16 protein-coding genes are annotated in these 16,230 nt (G+C 66.6%); 7 read left to right on the top strand and 9 right to left on the bottom strand.

Going from position 1 to position 16,230, the window contains the following annotated elements:
* Positions 1–5: 5 nt before the first annotated feature.
* The 6 genes from lpxK to ACVW1B_RS41485 all read right to left on the bottom strand — a co-directional run bounded on the left by lpxK (position 6) and on the right by ACVW1B_RS41485 (position 5,562).
* Complete coding sequence (lpxK, locus tag ACVW1B_RS41510; protein WP_456777630.1) at positions 6–1,028, bottom strand: tetraacyldisaccharide 4'-kinase; 1,023 nt, start codon at positions 1,026–1,028, stop codon at positions 6–8.
* Complete coding sequence (locus tag ACVW1B_RS41505) at positions 1,021–2,355, bottom strand: 3-deoxy-D-manno-octulosonic acid transferase (RefSeq protein WP_456781769.1); 1,335 nt, start codon at positions 2,353–2,355, stop codon at positions 1,021–1,023. The genes lpxK and ACVW1B_RS41505 overlap by 8 nt, the downstream gene beginning before the upstream one ends.
* Positions 2,318–3,031, bottom strand: coding sequence for a lysophospholipid acyltransferase family protein (locus tag ACVW1B_RS41500; RefSeq protein WP_050384219.1), 714 nt, complete (start codon positions 3,029–3,031; stop codon positions 2,318–2,320). Before ACVW1B_RS41500 ends, ACVW1B_RS41505 begins: the two co-directional genes overlap by 38 nt.
* Positions 3,028–3,276, bottom strand: coding sequence for a DUF4170 domain-containing protein (locus ACVW1B_RS41495; RefSeq protein ID WP_016848023.1), 249 nt, complete (start codon positions 3,274–3,276; stop codon positions 3,028–3,030). The genes ACVW1B_RS41500 and ACVW1B_RS41495 overlap by 4 nt, the downstream gene beginning before the upstream one ends.
* Positions 3,277–3,377: 101 nt before the next feature.
* Positions 3,378–4,187 carry an inositol monophosphatase family protein gene (locus tag ACVW1B_RS41490; protein ID WP_456822952.1) on the bottom strand — a complete coding sequence of 270 codons (810 nt, stop codon included), beginning with the start codon at positions 4,185–4,187 and terminating at the stop codon, positions 3,378–3,380.
* On the bottom strand, positions 4,174–5,562 hold the full coding sequence (locus tag ACVW1B_RS41485) for a TldD/PmbA family protein (protein WP_456822951.1): 1,389 nt from the start codon (positions 5,560–5,562) through the stop codon (positions 4,174–4,176). The genes ACVW1B_RS41490 and ACVW1B_RS41485 overlap by 14 nt, the downstream gene beginning before the upstream one ends.
* A 273-nt stretch (positions 5,563–5,835) precedes the next feature.
* Here ACVW1B_RS41485 and ACVW1B_RS41480 point away from each other — a divergent pair, with 273 nt between their 5' ends.
* Positions 5,836–6,360 carry a DUF6101 family protein gene (locus ACVW1B_RS41480; protein WP_456777633.1) on the top strand — a complete coding sequence of 175 codons (525 nt, stop codon included), beginning with the start codon at positions 5,836–5,838 and terminating at the stop codon, positions 6,358–6,360.
* 297 nt (positions 6,361–6,657) lie between these two features.
* Here ACVW1B_RS41480 and ubiA read toward each other — a convergent pair whose 3' ends face one another.
* On the bottom strand, positions 6,658–7,590 hold the full coding sequence (gene ubiA / locus ACVW1B_RS41475) for a 4-hydroxybenzoate octaprenyltransferase (RefSeq protein WP_456777634.1): 933 nt from the start codon (positions 7,588–7,590) through the stop codon (positions 6,658–6,660).
* Positions 7,591–7,600: 10 nt separating this feature from the next.
* Positions 7,601–8,335, bottom strand: a complete 735-nt coding sequence (locus ACVW1B_RS41470; RefSeq protein WP_092086865.1) for a hypothetical protein — start codon at positions 8,333–8,335, stop codon at positions 7,601–7,603.
* Positions 8,336–8,784: 449 nt separating this feature from the next.
* On the opposite strand from ACVW1B_RS41470, the gene ACVW1B_RS41465 reads away from it, so the two are divergent.
* The 6 genes from ACVW1B_RS41465 to ACVW1B_RS41440 all read left to right on the top strand — a co-directional run bounded on the left by ACVW1B_RS41465 (position 8,785) and on the right by ACVW1B_RS41440 (position 15,016).
* Complete coding sequence (locus ACVW1B_RS41465; protein ID WP_456777635.1) at positions 8,785–9,561, top strand: 16S rRNA (uracil(1498)-N(3))-methyltransferase; 777 nt, start codon at positions 8,785–8,787, stop codon at positions 9,559–9,561.
* A gap of 296 nt (positions 9,562–9,857) precedes the next feature.
* Entirely contained in the window at positions 9,858–11,027 is a 1,170-nt protein-coding gene (locus ACVW1B_RS41460; RefSeq protein WP_456777636.1) for an ATP phosphoribosyltransferase regulatory subunit, read from the top strand.
* A complete protein-coding gene (gene hisG / locus ACVW1B_RS41455; protein ID WP_092086859.1) occupies positions 11,024–12,001 on the top strand; it encodes an ATP phosphoribosyltransferase in 978 nt (325 codons plus the stop codon). Before ACVW1B_RS41460 ends, hisG begins: the two co-directional genes overlap by 4 nt.
* Positions 12,002–12,142: 141 nt before the next feature.
* Positions 12,143–13,189, top strand: a complete 1,047-nt coding sequence (locus tag ACVW1B_RS41450) for a glycosyltransferase family 2 protein (protein WP_456822950.1) — start codon at positions 12,143–12,145, stop codon at positions 13,187–13,189.
* Positions 13,186–14,028, top strand: coding sequence for a ChbG/HpnK family deacetylase (locus ACVW1B_RS41445; protein ID WP_456777638.1), 843 nt, complete (start codon positions 13,186–13,188; stop codon positions 14,026–14,028). The genes ACVW1B_RS41450 and ACVW1B_RS41445 overlap by 4 nt, the downstream gene beginning before the upstream one ends.
* Before the next feature lie 136 nt (positions 14,029–14,164).
* Positions 14,165–15,016, top strand: coding sequence for a DUF2076 domain-containing protein (locus ACVW1B_RS41440; RefSeq protein ID WP_057016664.1), 852 nt, complete (start codon positions 14,165–14,167; stop codon positions 15,014–15,016).
* Between the two features lie 267 nt (positions 15,017–15,283).
* Here the strand turns inward: ACVW1B_RS41440 and ACVW1B_RS41435 are convergent, their stop codons facing one another.
* Positions 15,284–16,087 carry a L,D-transpeptidase family protein gene (locus ACVW1B_RS41435; protein ID WP_456822949.1) on the bottom strand — a complete coding sequence of 268 codons (804 nt, stop codon included), beginning with the start codon at positions 16,085–16,087 and terminating at the stop codon, positions 15,284–15,286.
* Positions 16,088–16,230 lie beyond the last annotated feature (143 nt).

Raw genomic sequence — 16,230 nt, 5'->3', positions numbered from 1 at the left:
CGGGTTCATTTGCGCAGCCTCCTGTCCCGCGCCCTGAACAGCTGATCGGCCACCAGGCGCCGCAGCGCGTCGCCATCATCGAATTGCAGCGTCACCGCAAACGGCACGATCGCCTGTGCCCAGGCCGGCATCCCGTCCGGACCACGCAACCGCGCGAGATCCTTTTCCGTCGTCACCAGCGTCAGGGCGTCGCCACGCGCGTCAGCAACGAGCGCTTCGATCTCCTCCTTCGTGAAGGCATGATGATCGGCGAAAGCCTTGCTGCGCACGACGTCCACGCCGCTTAAGAGCAATGTGTTGAAGAAGCGCGCGGGATCGCCGATGCCGGCAAAGGCGAGCGCACGTGTTCCGTTCAGCGCCGCCAGCGAAGCCTGGTCCGGCTTCAGATGCGCCGACAGCACCGGCTTGCCGCGGGACGCGAGATCGGCCGCAATCCGTTGCGCCGCGCTCCCCTCGCCGACCACGATCAGCGCGTCGGTCCGTTCCAGCTGCGGCGACAGCGGCGCGCGCACCGGTCCGGCCGGAATCACGCGGCCATTGCCGACGCCGCGCGTGCCGTCGATCACGATCAGGCAGACATCCTTGGCCACCGAGGGATTCTGGAAGCCGTCGTCCATCAGGATCACGCTGGCATTCTGGGCGCGCGCCAGCGCCAGGCCCGCGGCGCGGTCGCGCGACACCACGACCGGCAAACTCGCCGCCATCATCAGCGGCTCGTCGCCGACTTCGGCCGCCGTGTGGCTGTCGCGATCGACCTTGACCGGGCCAGCGAGCCTGCCGCCATAGCCGCGGCTGAGCACCACCGGCCGCTCGTCGAGTTCGCGCAGCAATTTTGCCAGCGCCAGCACCGTCGGCGTCTTGCCGGCGCCGCCGACATGGTAATTGCCGACGCAGATCACGGGAATGCCGGCATCGACGCCGGATTGCCGCATCCGCCGTGCGGCGACCGCGCCGTAAAGCGCGGCAAGCGGTTGGAGCAGTTGCGATGTCCAAGACGACGGCCGGTGCCAGAAGGCCGGCTCACGCATTGGCGGCTCCCATCTCGAGCCGCAACTGCAACAGATAGGGCTCAAGAGCGGTCACCGTGCGCTCCAGCGCGCCACCGAGCTGTTCGACGACGCGCTCGGAGGCCGCCAGCGAATTGTCGCGGGCCGCGGAATCCGCAAGGAACTGGCCGAGCTGCTTGACCAGCGCTTCCCGATCATCGGCGCGGCGCGCGCCGCCGGCGCGATCGAGCGCCTCATAGACATCGGTGAAGTTGAACACGTGCGGGCCGTGCACGATCGCCGCGCCAAGCTTGATCGCCTCGATCGGATTCTGGCCGCCATGCGCAACCAGCGAGCCGCCCATGAACACGATCGGCGCGAGGCGATAGAACAGGCCGAGCTCGCCCATCGTATCGGCGACGTAGATATCTGTTGTCGCGACCGGCAGATCCTCATGCGAGCGCAGGCCGGGGCGCAGGCCGGCCTCCGTCACCAGCCGCGCCACCGCCTCGCCGCGCGCGGCATGCCGCGGCACGATCACTGTGAGCAGGCCGGGGAAGAATCCCGCGAGCGACTTGTGCGCCTCGATCAGGATCTCTTCCTCGCCGCGATGGGTCGACGCCGCAACCACGATGGCGCGGCCGCGGGTCACCGACATCAACCGCTCCAGCTTGGCCGGATCGGCCGGCGGCGCCGCGACGTCGAGCTTGAGGTTGCCGGTGACGACGACGTTGTGGCTGCCGAGCGCGGCAAAGCGTTCGGCGTCGGTGTTCGACTGCGCGAGGCAGATGTCGAACCGGCCGAGCAACGCGCCGATGGTGTTGGAGACCCGGCGCCAGCGCGGGAAGGAGCGCTGCGACATCCGCCCATTGATCAGCACCATCGGCAGCCGCCGCGCGGCGCTCGACAGGATCAGATTCGGCCACAAATCGGATTCGATGAACAGCGCCAGCGACGGATGCCAGTGATCGAGGAAGCGCGTCACATAACGCGGCGAGTCGTACGGCACGTATTGATGGATGACGTCGGGCGGGAAGCGCTTGGCGACGATCGCGGCCGAGGTCACCGTGCCCGAGGTGAGCAGGATGCGCAAATTGAGCGCGCGCAGCCGCTCGATCAGGCCGGCCGCTGCCAGCACCTCGCCGACGCTGGCGCCGTGAATCCATACCAGCGGGCCCTGCGGCCTGGTATCGGCGCTCACGCCGCGCCGCTCGCCGACACGTTCGGGATCTTCCTTGCCGAGCTTGAGCCGCCGCTTGATCAGCGCAGGCGCGAGCGGCACCATCGCGGACGACAGCTTGCGGTACACACGCAACGTCATCGGTAGCGAGCTAGCCAAGCGCTGCCTCCGGCCGCCCGACCGCTGCATAGGCACGTCGGGTCGCTTCGTTGAGAAGTTCCTCCACGTGCTGCCGAAGCTTTTCCATCGTCGCGGCGTCGGCGTCGGGCGGCACATAGACCGGCTCAATACCTACCACTGCGCCGCGCCCGAATGGCAAATTGATGGTGGTCGAATCCCAGTTTTTCAACCGGATGAATCGGCTGGTGACCATCGCAAAGGGGATGATCGGCCGGCCGGTCTCCCGCGCCAGCATGATGGCCCCGAGGCCCGCCACCCGCGCCCGCTTCGGCACGTCGGCGGTGGTGGCCATGTTGCAGCCGTCTTCCAGCGCCCGAACCATCTCCAGGAAGGCGCCGACGCCGCCCTTGCGATGGAACGCGCCGGAATGATCGCCGGAACCTCTGATGGTGCCGATGCCGAGCCGCTCCACCGCGAGGGCGTTGAACTCGCCGTCGCGGTGGCGGGAGATCAGGACCTTGGCGCGGTAGCTCTCCTTGGTCTTGATGAACGGCGTCATGAAGTGCTGGCCGTGCCAGAACACGAAGATCGCCGGCATCAGGGGCTCGACGATCCCGTACACGTCATGCGGCTGGTAGCTGAAGCGGTTGGTGTACCACACCAGCCGCAGATACTCGGCCGCAAGCACACCCAGCGCGCGCTGCACGAAGCCGCTGCGCAGCAGATCGCGAAAAAGTCGTTTCAATGGGAATGCTTTGTGTCCTGCTCAGGATCGAGCAACCGGTGGAGGTGAACGACGAAGTAGCGCATCTGGGCGTTGTCCACGGTCTGCTGCGCCTTCGCCTTCCAGGCCGCATAGGCGGTCGCATAGTTCGGGTAGACGCCGACGATCTCGACTTCGTCCAGGTTCTTGAAGGTGTTGTGCTCAAGATCGGTCAACTCGCCGCCGATCACGAGGTGAAGCAGCTGGGGCTGGGCATTGTCTGACATGATGGTGCTTTTCCTAACGAGATGCCCGGCAAACAAATGAAGTCGTAGTCGTCACAGGTCTGGTCGTCACAATCGGAAACGCGGCGCGGATCGGCGAGGCCTCACGGCAAAGGACGGCTGCGAAAATGCTCGACAATGCGTGCATGACGTTCGCGTCCTGCTGCCACCAGCACCCCATGCGTCACCTCCCGGCGATTGTACTCAATCGCGTCCCCCGAGAGCGCGGTCATCTTACCACCCGCTTCCTGCACGATCAAATTCGCGGCGGCAAGATCCCAGTCGCGGCTTTGCCCGCCTGCAAAGGCCGCGTCAAGTCGACCTTGTGCTACACGGCACAACCTGAGCGCCAGCGATCCGATCCGCGGATAGAGCGTGATCTCGTCCAGCGTCGGGCTGAGCCGCTGCACCAGCGGCTTCGGTCCCGCCATCCGCGGAAAGTTGAAATCGGTGCCTGCGGTTGCATGCACCGCGCCGTCGTTCAGGGTGGCGCCCTGTCCGCGGGCGGCGAAGAAGAATTCCTCGCTGACCGGCGCATACACCGCCGCGAGCACCGGCGATGCATTTTCAACCAGCGCCACACTGACGCACCAGTCCTCGCGGCCGGCGAGATAGGCGCGGGTGCCGTCGATCGGATCGACGATCCAGGTGAAGCGCTTGCCGATCCGGGTGTCGTTGTCGGCGCTCTCTTCCGACAGCCAGCCGTAGCCGGGCGTTGCCGAACGCAGCTGCTGCTCCAGGAGGTCGTTGACCGCGATGTCGGCCTCGGAGACCGGCGAGGACGCGCCCTTGATCCAGTTCTTCAATTCGGTGCGGAACAGTGACGATGCGAGCCGGCCCGCTTCCTGCACCGATCTGGTCAGCAAGACGGCATCGCGCGCCTTGGTCCAGTCGTCCGTATCAGCGTCCGCCAAGCGTCAGGCCCTCGATGCGCAGCGTCGGCGAATTGACGCCGTAGCGGAATTCCAGATCGTTGGCGGCGACCAGCGACTTGAACATCGGCAGCAGATGGCCGGCGATGGTCACTTCGCTGACCGGATAGGTGATCTCGCCGTTCTCGATCCAGAAGCCGGACGCGCCGCGGCTGTAATCGCCGGTCACGCCGTTGACGCCGGAGCCGATCAGGTCGGTGACATAGAAGCCCTGCTTGATGTCGGAGATCAGCTCCTTCGGCGTCACCGAACCGGGCTCGAGATGCAGATTATACGTTCCGGGAGACGGCGAGGACGACACGCCGCGATGCGCATGACCGGTCGTAACAAGCCCGAGCTCGCGCGCGGTCGCCGAATCCAGTACCCAGGTGGTGAGCACGCCCGCATCGATCAGCGCCGTCTCCTTCACCCTGACGCCCTCGGCATCGAAGGTCTGCGAGCGCAGGCCGCGCACGCGCAAGGGATCGTCGATGATGCGGATGTCTTTGGAGAACAGCTGCTCGCCGAGCTTGTCCTTCAGGAAGCTGGTCTTGCGCGCGATCGAGGCGCCGTTGATGGCGCCGACGAGATGGCCGACGATCGAACCGGCCACCCGCGGATCGAACACCACCGGCACCTTGCAGGTCTCGACCTTGCGCGGATTGGACCGCGCCACCGCTCGCTCTCCGGCCTTGCGACCGACGGTAGCAGGTGAATCGAGATCGGAGGCATGCGGCGCGCTGGTGAAATCGTAGTCGCGCTCCATGCCGGTGCCCTCACCGGAAATCGCCGTCGTCGAGATGCCGTGGCTGGAGCGCAGATAAGAACCGTGGAAGCCGGTCGACGTCACCAGCACCATGCCGCCGATCCCGGTCGAGGCCGACGCGCCGCCGGACTTGGTGACACCCTTGACCCCGAGCGCCGCAGCCTCCGCTTCGATCGCGCGCTGCTCCAGTTCGGCCGTGCTCGGAACCTTGCGATCGAGCAGATCGAGATCGGGGAAATCGTGGGCGTGGAGCGCCGGATCGGCGAGACCAACATATTTGTCGTCCGGCGCCACGCGCGCCATCGCGACCGCACGCTCGGCAAGCTTGGCGACCCCGTCGCCGCTGACGTCATTGGTCGACACCACCGCCTGGCGGTGACCGACGAACACCCGCAGGCCGACGTCATCGCCTTCGGAGCGCTCGGTTTCCTCGACGCGGCCGTCGCGCACCTCGACGCCCTGCGAGACGCCGCGCACCGCGATGGCATCGGCCGCATCGGCCCCCGCGCGCTTTGCGGCATCGACCAGGCGCTGTGCAAGGTCGCTCAGGCCCGATTGGTCGAACAGATCGGAGCTATCGCCGTGTCGCGATGCAGATGGTGAAGAGTTCACGAACGAATTCCTGCGGATTGAGGGGGGCCCGGAACGAGGTCGACAGACCCACCAGATGTGCCGGTTTCACAGGGATTTCAAGCACTTTGCGCCGCAGGCAACAAAGATTTGAGTGATGGGGGCAAGGCTTCGTCAATCATGCGGGCCAACCTCTTGTCAATCATGGCACGAGGTGAGGAGGGATTAACCAGGCTTTTTAAGGGGGAACGGACATCGCTCGGCTAGGCTCTCACACAACGACCGGGAACATAATCCCGGCGGGGAGACAGAGCTTTGAGGCGTCAAACACCAACAAGCGGAATCAATTCCGCCGGGTCGAGCTGCGCGTTGCGGCTCGACCCTCTTTCCCTTCCGCTCAGCTTCCACGCGCAGGACGCGCGCGCGGATGGCGGCATGCGGCAGGTCGAGCTTCATCGCGAACATGTCGTGCTGCGCCGTGCCGTTCTCGGCATGCGGATGGCGGTCAATGTTCGCGTCAGCGACTTTCTCGGCGTCGCGGTGCGCGGCATCGACGACGCGCAGATGCTGGTGCTGGTTCACCGCGATCCCGCGCTCAGCATTCCGCTCGGCTCCAGTTCGGATGCCGAGGAGATCAGCTCCGCCTGGCAGATGTGGAGCGACATCTTCCGTCTCCCGCAACTGACCGAGCCTGCGCCGCGGACGCCCTCCCCGCGCCGCCGTCGCCGCAACGCGATCCGCGCGCGGAGACCGAAATTCCTGGTCCACCGCCGCGCCGGCGTCAGCCTCAACGGCACCAGCGTACATCGCGGCGAACGCGAGATCATCGCGCGGGATTGAGTTCGGCGCACTCAGCATGAACGGGATCGCGGCCCCAGCGTCGCGCAACAATTGTGATTTGGGGTAATGGGTCCTGGCTTTCGCCAGGACGACGATGAGGATGGGACGACGATGAGGATGGGTTTCGATTCATCGTCTCACACCACGCGGTGTCATCACCCGCGCATGCGTGATTTGTCGTACCTCTCGCCGTCATTTCGAGCTGCGTAGGATGGGTAGAGCGAAGCGAAACCCATCAACTCTTGTTCTGCGGCGAGAATGACGGGTATCGCTTCGCTCCACCATCCTGCGAAGTCGTCACGCCGCGCGCAGCACCGCGTCGACGACCAGGCTCGCGAACAAGATCAAGCCGGCGTCGCGGTTGGACTTGAAGATGCGCAGGCAGAGCGCGCCATCGCTGATGTCGAGCCGCCGGATCTGCCAGGCGAGATGCAGCGCGAACGCCGCCAGCCCAATCCAGGCCGGCCAGCGCGCCCCTGCGAGTGCGAACGCCACGCCGATCAAGAGCACGGCGAGACCATAGAAGATCACGAGCGCACGATGGGTGCGTGCACCGAACAGGCGCGCGGTGGATTTGACGCCGATCAGCGCATCATCCTCGGCGTCCTGATGGGCGTAGATGGTGTCGTAGGCGATCACCCAGGCGATCGATCCGGCGTAGAGCGCAATCGCGGTCGCATCGATGCGCTCGAGCGTCACCGCAAATCCCATCAGCGCGCCGTAGGAGAAGGCAAGGCCGAGCACGACCTGCGGCCACCAGGTGATCCGCTTCATGAACGGGTAGATCGCGACGATCAGAAGCGAGGCGATGCCGGTCATCACCGCGAAGCGGTTGAACTGCAGCAGCACGAGAAGCCCGATCAGCGCCTGCAGGACCATGAAGACCACCGCCTGCGTCACCGTGACCTGCCCGGCGGGGATCGGCCGCGACCGCGTGCGTTCGACCTTGGCGTCGAGATCGCGATCGGTGATGTCGTTCCAGGTGCAGCCGGCGCCGCGCATCACAAAGGCGCCGATGAAGAACAGCAGGACCACGAGCGGCAGCGAGCGCACATCATGCGCGACGCCGGCGGCGAGCGCCGCCGACCACCAGCACGGCATCAACAGCAGCCAGGAGCCGATCGGCCGGTCGTAGCGCGCAAGCCGCAGATAGGGCCGCGTCCAGACCGGCGCATGGGTATCCACCCAGTTGCCTGTGGAATCGGCAACGCGGGTGGAGACATCGCTCATGGGTGATCCATCAACGGGTGAGGACGTTGCCGTTCAGCGTATCGAAGGTGCTGCCGCCCTTCTTGGTCGGCGTCGCTTCCGGCAGCGAGGCGGACGAACCGAGCACGTCGCTCAAGCTCGGCCCCGCTGGCCCACGCGGCTGCGCCGCCGCCTGCTCCGCGACATTGCAGACCTTCTTCAGCAGCGCTTCGGTATTCTTGTGTCCGGCCTTGAGCTGGTCGGCGATCTGCGGCGGAATTCCGCACTTCTGCGCATTGGTGTCGACATATTTGATCATCTTGATCTCGGCCTGGCTGTAATTGCCGATCAGCTTGCAGGCCTCCTGGGGGCTGGCGTGGCGATCGCTCGCCGCCTTGATCGCCTTGCCGCGCTTCTCCGCATCCTCGCGCAGCGGCGTGAAATTCTTCATGCAGGCGTCGGCGGCACCACCACCACCCGCACCCGGCGGGGGCGGCGACGACAGCCCGCCGCCGGCGATGGGGGCCGCGCCACTGCTCGGAAATGCCGACGGCGTGGCACCGACCCTGGCCGCCGGCGCGCCGTTGACCGGCGGGAATGCGGAATCCGAGGCGGTTCCGGCCTGGCTTGGACGCATGCCATTGACCGGCGGAAACGCGGGGTCGGACGCGGTGCCGGCCTTACCGGCCTGATTGGGCAACGGGGCCGGAAAGGCGCTCTGCGCGGCGGCTTGCCCCACGGACAGGGCGGTCGCAGCAACGGTCAGCACGATCAGACGGCGGATCATCGAGGGTGTTTCTCCGGCAAAAGGTCCAGGCAACCCCAGCGCAACAAAAACGAAGCAACGAATTTTGGGGGCGTTTTACGATTCCTGTGAGGCCTTAACAACCCGTGGATTTGGGCGACAGCGCGGCGTAGGGCCACACCGGCCATATTAAATTGTTCCCCGATTCTAAGCCTTTAGGCTACGAACGGCGGTAAAATGGACCATCAAATTTGCCTGAACAGGATTTTCGGTAAGGCCCCGGTTTGGATTCATGGGCCGACGCCGCGGGCGACCGAACAACAAAAGGGACCGCGTGCAAGCGGCCCCTTGGACTAAAGAAATGACTTGGTGACAGAAGCAATATATCGACGCTCAATATTACCTGGCTGGCGAGTTCCTGAGGAGTCCGCGGGATTACGGTGTCGCGCGGTTTGGTAAACTGGCCACACCGCACTGAAGCCGCCTCGGATATGCCTGAACTCGATTTCCGCAGCCCCCGCCTGTTTGTCGACGCCCCGCTCGGCGCCGGCGCAACCGTTCCGCTCGAACGCGATCAGAGCAACTATCTCGGCAACGTGCTGCGGCTCGGCGCCGGCGACAGCGTGCTGGTGTTCAACGGGCGTGACGGCGAATGGCGCGCCGAGATTTCCGGCCGCAAGCGCCCCGACACGCTGACGGTCGCGGCACAGACCCGCCCACAGGACCGCCTGCCCGACGTCACCTATGTGTTCGCGCCGCTGAAGCATGCGCGGCTCGACTACATGGTGCAGAAGGCGGTCGAGATGGGCGCCGCGCGGCTGGTGCCGGTGCTGACACGCTTCACCCAGGTGTCGCGGGTCAACGGCGAGCGGATGCGCGCCAATGCGGTCGAGGCCGCCGAGCAATGCGGGATCATCTCGCTCGCCGAAGTCGCCGATCCCCTGCCCCTCGAACGTTTCCTGGCGGGGCGCGATCCGGCGCGGCTGCTGGTGTTCTGCGACGAGGCGGCCGAGGTCGAAAGCCCGGTGCAGGCGCTGGCGGCGGCAACGGCTGCGAATGCCGGGATCGATGTCCTGATCGGCCCGGAAGGCGGCTTTGCCGAGGAGGAGCGCACGCTGCTGCTGCGCCAGCCCGCCATCCTCCGCCTCGCCCTCGGCCCGCGCATCCTGCGCGCCGACACCGCCGCCGTCGCCGCGCTGGCGCTGGTGCAGGCGGCACTGGGGGACTGGCGAGGAAATGGGCCACACACTCCCTCCCCGTCATCCTGAGGTGCGAGCCTCTTCGGCGAGCCTCGAAGGATGCACGGCCCGGCTGGTGGCCGTCGATCCTTCGAGGCTCGCTGCGCTCGCGCCTCAGGATGACGGAACCTGCAGCTCGTTTGCCCGATGAAAGCCGAGGGCAAACATCTGCCCCTAGCCAAGCCGTCGCAAAATCGTTAACGCACGCAATCATTAAGCCACTTGGCCGATCGCTGTCGAAACCCCGATCCGGCCATGGTAAGGGCTGCCCCGAACCACCCTTGGAACCCGCACCGGAACCTGGTCCGGAGCTATTGGACGTCGAGATGACCGAAGCTGCCGCACCACGATCCGCCGCCGGATCCGCCGTCTGGGCGGATGCGCTGCTGGCCTCGTTCGCGCAGGCCGGCTATCAGAGGTCCGAGCCCGCGATCCTGCAGCCCGCCGAGCCGTTCCTCGATCTCTCCGGCGAGGACATCCGCAAGAGCCTGTACCTGACGACCGACCCGAGCGGCGAGGAGCTCTGCCTGCGCCCGGACCTCACGATCCCGGTGGCGCGCGACTACCTCGCCTCTGCCCGCGCCGGCCAGCCCGCCGGCTTCAGCTATCTCGGCCCGGTGTTCCGTTATCGCGGCGGCGCGCCGAGCCAGTTCCTGCAGGCCGGCATCGAATCGTTCGGACGGCAGGACCGCGCCGCGGCCGATGCCGAGATGCTGGCGCTGGCGCTGGAGGCGACCACGGCGTTCGGGTTGAAGGACGTCGAGATCCGCACCGGCGACGTCGCGCTGTTCAACGCGCTGATCGATGCGCTCGACCTCTATCCGGTGTGGCGGCGCCGGCTGATCAAGGACTTCAACCGCAAGGTCTCGCTGACCGACGACATCGAGCAGCTGGCGCTCAAGACGGCACCGGGCCGCAACGAATATGAGGGCGTGCTCGCTGCGCTGGCCGGCTCCGACCGCAAGGCGGCGCTGGCGCTGGTCACCGATCTGATGTCGATCGCCGGCACCACTAATGTGGGCGGCCGCACGGTGGCCGAGATCGCCGACCGCTTCCTCGAGCAATCGACGCTGAAGGGCGGCGCGCTGCCGCGCGATGCGGTCGCGACCATCAAGCGCTTCCTGGCGATCGCGGGCGATCCCGACGACGCGGTCGCGCAATTGCGCGCGCTGGCTGGCGAGGCCAAGCTGAACCTTGCCGCCGCGATCGACCAGCTCGAGAGCCGGATCGGCTTCATGGCCGCGCGCGGCATCGACATCCGAAAGACCCGGTTCTCCACCGCGTTCGGCCGCGGCCTCGACTATTACACCGGCTTCGAGTTCGAGCTGCACGCCAAGGGCAACGGCGCCGAACCGCTGGTCGCCGGCGGGCGCTATGACGGGCTGATGACGCAGCTCGGCTCGGCGAGCCCGATCCCCGCGGTCGGCTTCTCGGTCTGGATCGAGGCGATGACCCGGCATGGCCAGGCCATCTCCTCCTTCGGAGCCGCCCAATGAGCACGCCCTTCGTCGTCGCCGTTCCCTCCAAGGGGCGGCTGCAGGAAAACGCCGAAAGCTTCTTCGCCCGCGCCGGGCTGACCTTGTCGAAGGCCGGCGGCGCCCGCGACTATCGCGGCACCATCGCCGGCGTCGACAATGTCGAGATCGCCTATCTCTCGGCGAGCGAGATCGCGGCCAATCTGGCTCGCGGCTCGGTGCATCTCGGCGTCACCGGCGAGGACCTGGTGCGCGAGAGCATTCCCGATGCCGACAAGCGCGTGCTGATGATCGAAGGCCTCGGCTTCGGCTTTGCCAATGTCGTGGTCGCGGTGCCGCAGGCGTGGATCGACGTCCGCACCATGGCCGATCTCGACGACGTCGCGTCCGGCTTCCGCGAGCAGCACAATCACCGCATGCGGGTGGCGACCAAATACATCAATCTGACGCGCGGCTTCTTTGCCAAACACGGCGTCGGCGACTACCGCATCGTCGAAAGCGCCGGCGCCACCGAGGGCGCGCCCGCCGCCGGAACCGCCGAACTGATCGTCGACATCACGACGACCGGGGCGACGCTCGCCGCCAACGGGCTCAAGGTGCTCGACGACGGCGTCATGCTGCGCAGCCAGGCCAATCTGGTGGCGTCGAAGGATGCCGACTGGTCGAAGGGCGCCCGCGAGACCGCGCGCGTGATCCTCGACCATATCGCGGCGCGCGCCCGCGCCAGCAAGTATCGCGAGGTCCGCACCCGCTTCGCCGGCTGCAACGATGCGCTGCTCTCCGAGGCGCATAACCGCTTCGGCGTGGTCGCCCCGTTCGGCGGCCCGACCTCGTCGGGCATGCTTACGCTGCACTGCCCACCGGGCAAGCTCTACGCGCTCGGCAGCTTCCTGCGCGAGCACGGCGCCGAAACCGTGTCGGTGGTGTCGCTGGACTATGTGTTCGACCGCGAGAACCCGCTGTTCGCCAGGCTCGAGGCGTTCCTGCGACAATGAGGCGGCCACGCCGTTCATGTTGGCGACAGCTACCCTGCGGTACCATATTGTGTTCGAGGGATCTCTCGTTTTGACGCGGTTTCTTCGTGCGAGGCGGAAGGCCATTTCGCTCGAAAACGCTCTAGTTCTGGAACCTGATCGATGATGCTGGGCTCTGACGTTTCCAGCCTGACCACGACCGCCAAGACCGCCGCCGGGCAGGGTCTGTCGATCGTCGTTCCCGTCTACAACGAGGCGGCCGGGCTTGCTGCGTTGCATGAGCGGCTGATCAACCTCGCCAAGACGCTGCGCGCCCGCTACGGCCTCGCCTGCGAGGTGGTCTATGTCGATGACGGCAGCGCGGACAACACGCTGTCGATCGCGCGCGGCCTGCCCGCCGACGGGCTCGACCTGCAGGTGGTGTCGCTGTCGCGCAATTTTGGCAAGGAGGCGGCGCTGATGGCCGGCCTCGACCACGCCCGCCGCGGCGCGGTGCTGTTCATGGATGGCGACGGCCAGCATCCGCCGACGCTCGTCGAGCAACTGGTCGCACACTGGATCGATGACGGCTACGACGTGGTCTACACGGCGAAGGCGCATCGCGACAATGAATCGGCCGCGCGGCGGCTGGCCGTGCGCGGCTTCTACGCGCTGATCAACTGGGGCGCCCGGCAGCAGATCCCGGAGGATGCCGGCGACTTCCGCCTGCTGTCGCCGCGCGCGGCCGCGGCCCTGCGGCAATTGCCGGAGCGCAACCGCTTCTTCAAGGGCCTCGCCAGCTGGATCGGCTTCAGGCAGATCCGCGTCGACTACGAGCCGGCGCCGCGCGCGCACGGCGTCACCACCTTCAACGCCGGCCGGCTGATCGGCCTGTCGATCGAGGGCCTGACCTCGTTCTCGGTGGCGCCGCTGCGCTTTGCCAGCCTGCTCGGCGCGCTGCTCGCCGGCGCGGCGTTCCTGTTCGGCCTCTCGATCCTGTGGGAAGTGCTGACCACCGGCAAGCAGGTCCCCGGCTATCCGTCGCTGATGATCGGCATGATGACGATCGGCGGCGTGCAGCTGATCATGATCGGCATCGTCGGCGAATATATCGGCAAGATCCTCTCCGAGCTGAAGGCGCGGCCGATCTACTTCGTCGCCGAGCACACCGAGAAGCACGCCGACGGCGGCGCGGCGCAAAATGCCTCCGAGCGGACCGCCGCGGAATGAACACCGATACGCCGCGCCGGATCTGGCTGTGTGCTGACGATTATGGCTTGAGCGACGGCATCAACCGCGCGATCCGCGACCTGATCGAGCGCGGCCGCCTCAATGCGACGTCGGTGATGACGGTGACGCCGGCGATCGGCCGCGATGCGGCCAGCGCGCTCACGGCGTCGGTGGCGAACAGCCCGCGCTGCGCGATCGGGCTGCATGTGACGCTGACCGCGCCGTTCCGGCCGCTGACGATGCATTTCCGCCCGCTCGACAGCGACATGTTCCTGCCCTTCCCGCGGCTGCTGCGCGCCGGGCTGATGCATCGGCTCGACGCCGAACTGGTCCATGCCGAGGTGCTGGCGCAGCTCGACGCCTTCCATGATCTGTTCGGCCGCGCACCCGACTTCGTCGACGGTCACCAGCACGCGCAGCTGTTCCCGCAGGTGCGCGACGGCTTCCTGCGCGCCGTGAAGGAGCGCGCGCCGGGCGCCTGGGTGCGGCAGTGCGGCCGCGAAGGCCCGCTGGCGCGCCAGCTGGCGGCGCCGAAGGCGCTGGTGCTGAACGTGCTCAGCACGCAATTCCGGATCAAGGCGCAGCGAGCAGGCCTGCGGTTCAATCCGGCCTTCGCCGGCGCCTATGATTTTACGCGCGGCAATGATTTCGCGGCGCTGATGCAGGGCTTCCTCGACGGCATGCCGGAGGACGGGCTCGTGATGTGCCATCCAGGTTTCGTCGATGAAACGCTGAAGAGCCTCGACCCGCTGACGACGCAGCGCGAGACCGAACATGCCTATCTGGCAGGCGACGATTTCCCCGCGCTGCTGGCCCTGAATAAAGTTACACTCGAATAAAGTTACATTGGCCTGACAAGGTTCATCCGGTCGTATTGTCGCATACATAAATTTAATTCTGGCCCCCACTCCTTGCGCCACAAACCCGGTCCTACATCTCGGACGCGCCGATTCGATCGGCGCGATGGAGAACGCCATGACACCGCAAGAACGCCAACTGATCGACGATCTCTTCGACCGGCTCGCCAAGCTGGAGAATGCCCCGCGCGACGGCGAGGCCATGTCCGCGATCATGCAGGGTCTGCGCAGCGCGCCGAATGCGGTCTACGCGCTGGTGCAGACCGCGCTGGTGCAGGACGAGGCGCTGAAGCGCGCCCACGACCGGATCCAGGAACTCGAGGCCGCGGTCGGCCAGCAGCAGGGAGCCCAGCAGCAGGGCGGCGGTTTCCTCGATTCGATGCGCGATGCGATCTTCGGCGGACAGGGCCAGCAACATGGTTCGGTGCCGCCGGTGCGGGCGCCCGACATGGGCGGCCGCGATCCGGGCAGCCGCCCGGTCTGGAACTCGGGCCAGGCGATGCAGCAGGCCGGCGGCGGCTATGGCCAGCCTTACGGCCAGCCCGCGCAACCCTACGGCCAGGGCTATGGCGGCCCGCAGCCGCCGGCGCTCGGCGGCGCGCCGGGTGGCGGTGGCGGCTCGTTCCTCGGCACGGCGGCGGCGGCCGCGGCCGGCGTGGTCGGCGGCGGACTGTTGCTCTCCAGCATCCGCGGCATGATGGGTGGCGGCAGCCACCAGTCGATGGCCGATGCCGGCGGCCTCGGCGGCGGTTCGCGTCCCTGGGGCGGCGACCAGTCGTCGAGCGACCTCGCGCGCGACGCCGGGGTCAACGACATCGGCTCCAACCGCGACAGCGGCTCGCGCGCCGGCGCGTTCGACCAAGCGCAGGCCGACCGGGACAGTGACGATGATCAAGACGCCGACGACTTCGACAATGATGACGACGGCTTCGACGGCGGCGGAGACGGTGACGACAGCAATTACGCGTAAGCGTCTCACCTGAAACACAAACGGCCGCTCCATCGAGCGGCCGTTTTCATTTGATCAGTCGTAGCCTGGGCAGAAGCTGTTCTCCTTCCCCCTGAAAGGGAGAAGGTCGGGATGGGGGTCAGCCACAAACGCCGCTGCTCGTGGAGAGAGATGATCCCCACCCGCTTTGCTCTGTTGAGCAAAGCGACCTCCCCTTTTCAAGGGGAGGTTGACGCATCGTGCGGCTCGCTGTCCCGGATTTCGCTTCGCTCCATCCGGACTACAACTTCACATCACGACGACCCTGGCGCCGACATTGACGCGGCCGTAGAGGTCGATGACGTCCTCATTGCGCATCCGGATGCAGCCGGACGAGACGTTGGTGCCGATCGTCCAGGGCTCGTTGGAGCCGTGGATGCGGTAGAGCGAGGAGCCGAGATACATCGCGCGGGCGCCGAGCGGATTTTCCGGGCCGCCTTCCATGTGCCGCGGCAGATCGGGACGGCGCGCCAGCATTTCCGGCGGCGGCGTCCAGGCCGGCCACTCCTTCTTCGCCGAGATCGTCTTGATGCCGGCCCAGGTGAAGCCGGGCCGGCCGACGCCGATGCCGTAGCGCAGCGCGCGGCCGTCGCCCTGCACCAGATAGAGAAACTTGTTCGGCGTATCGACGACGATGGTGCCGGCGCTTTCCCTGCCGCTATAGTCGACCAGTTGCTTCTCGTATCTCGGATCGAACGGGCGCTGCGCCGGATCGCCCGCGGCCTCTTCCTGCTGGCGGAGCATCTGCTGCTGCGGATCCATCGGCGGCAGCTGACGGTTGCCGTAATAGCCGGGCTGCTGCTGATACGGCTGCGGCGAATAACCCTGCGACGACGGCGCATCGCCGAACAGGAATTCGATGAAGCCGCCGCCCATGTTGGAGCGCTGCGGCTGCACATAGGCGGTGCGCATCGGCGGCTGCGGAGCGCCCTGATTGGCATAGATGACGGCGGGCCCGGCGGGCGCTGCCGCGTCGATCGCCATGGCGTGATGGGGAACGGCAATAAGAGAAGACGCGCCGGCGAGCAGCGCAAGCGTGGTTTTCCTGAGCATCGACGTACTCTGTACTGGTTTCGTCGTGACGTGATGCGCGCGGCGCCGACTTTGCGCCGTTGCACGTGGTCAATAAGCAATGAAAACCGCATCGGTTTGGTAAACGGATCGGCCGTTTCGATTCACCACATCGGCAATGGAGC

The sequence above is a fragment of the Bradyrhizobium sp. USDA 4502 genome (assembly GCF_054063355.1).
This window is presented reverse-complemented; position numbering and strand designations above follow the sequence as displayed.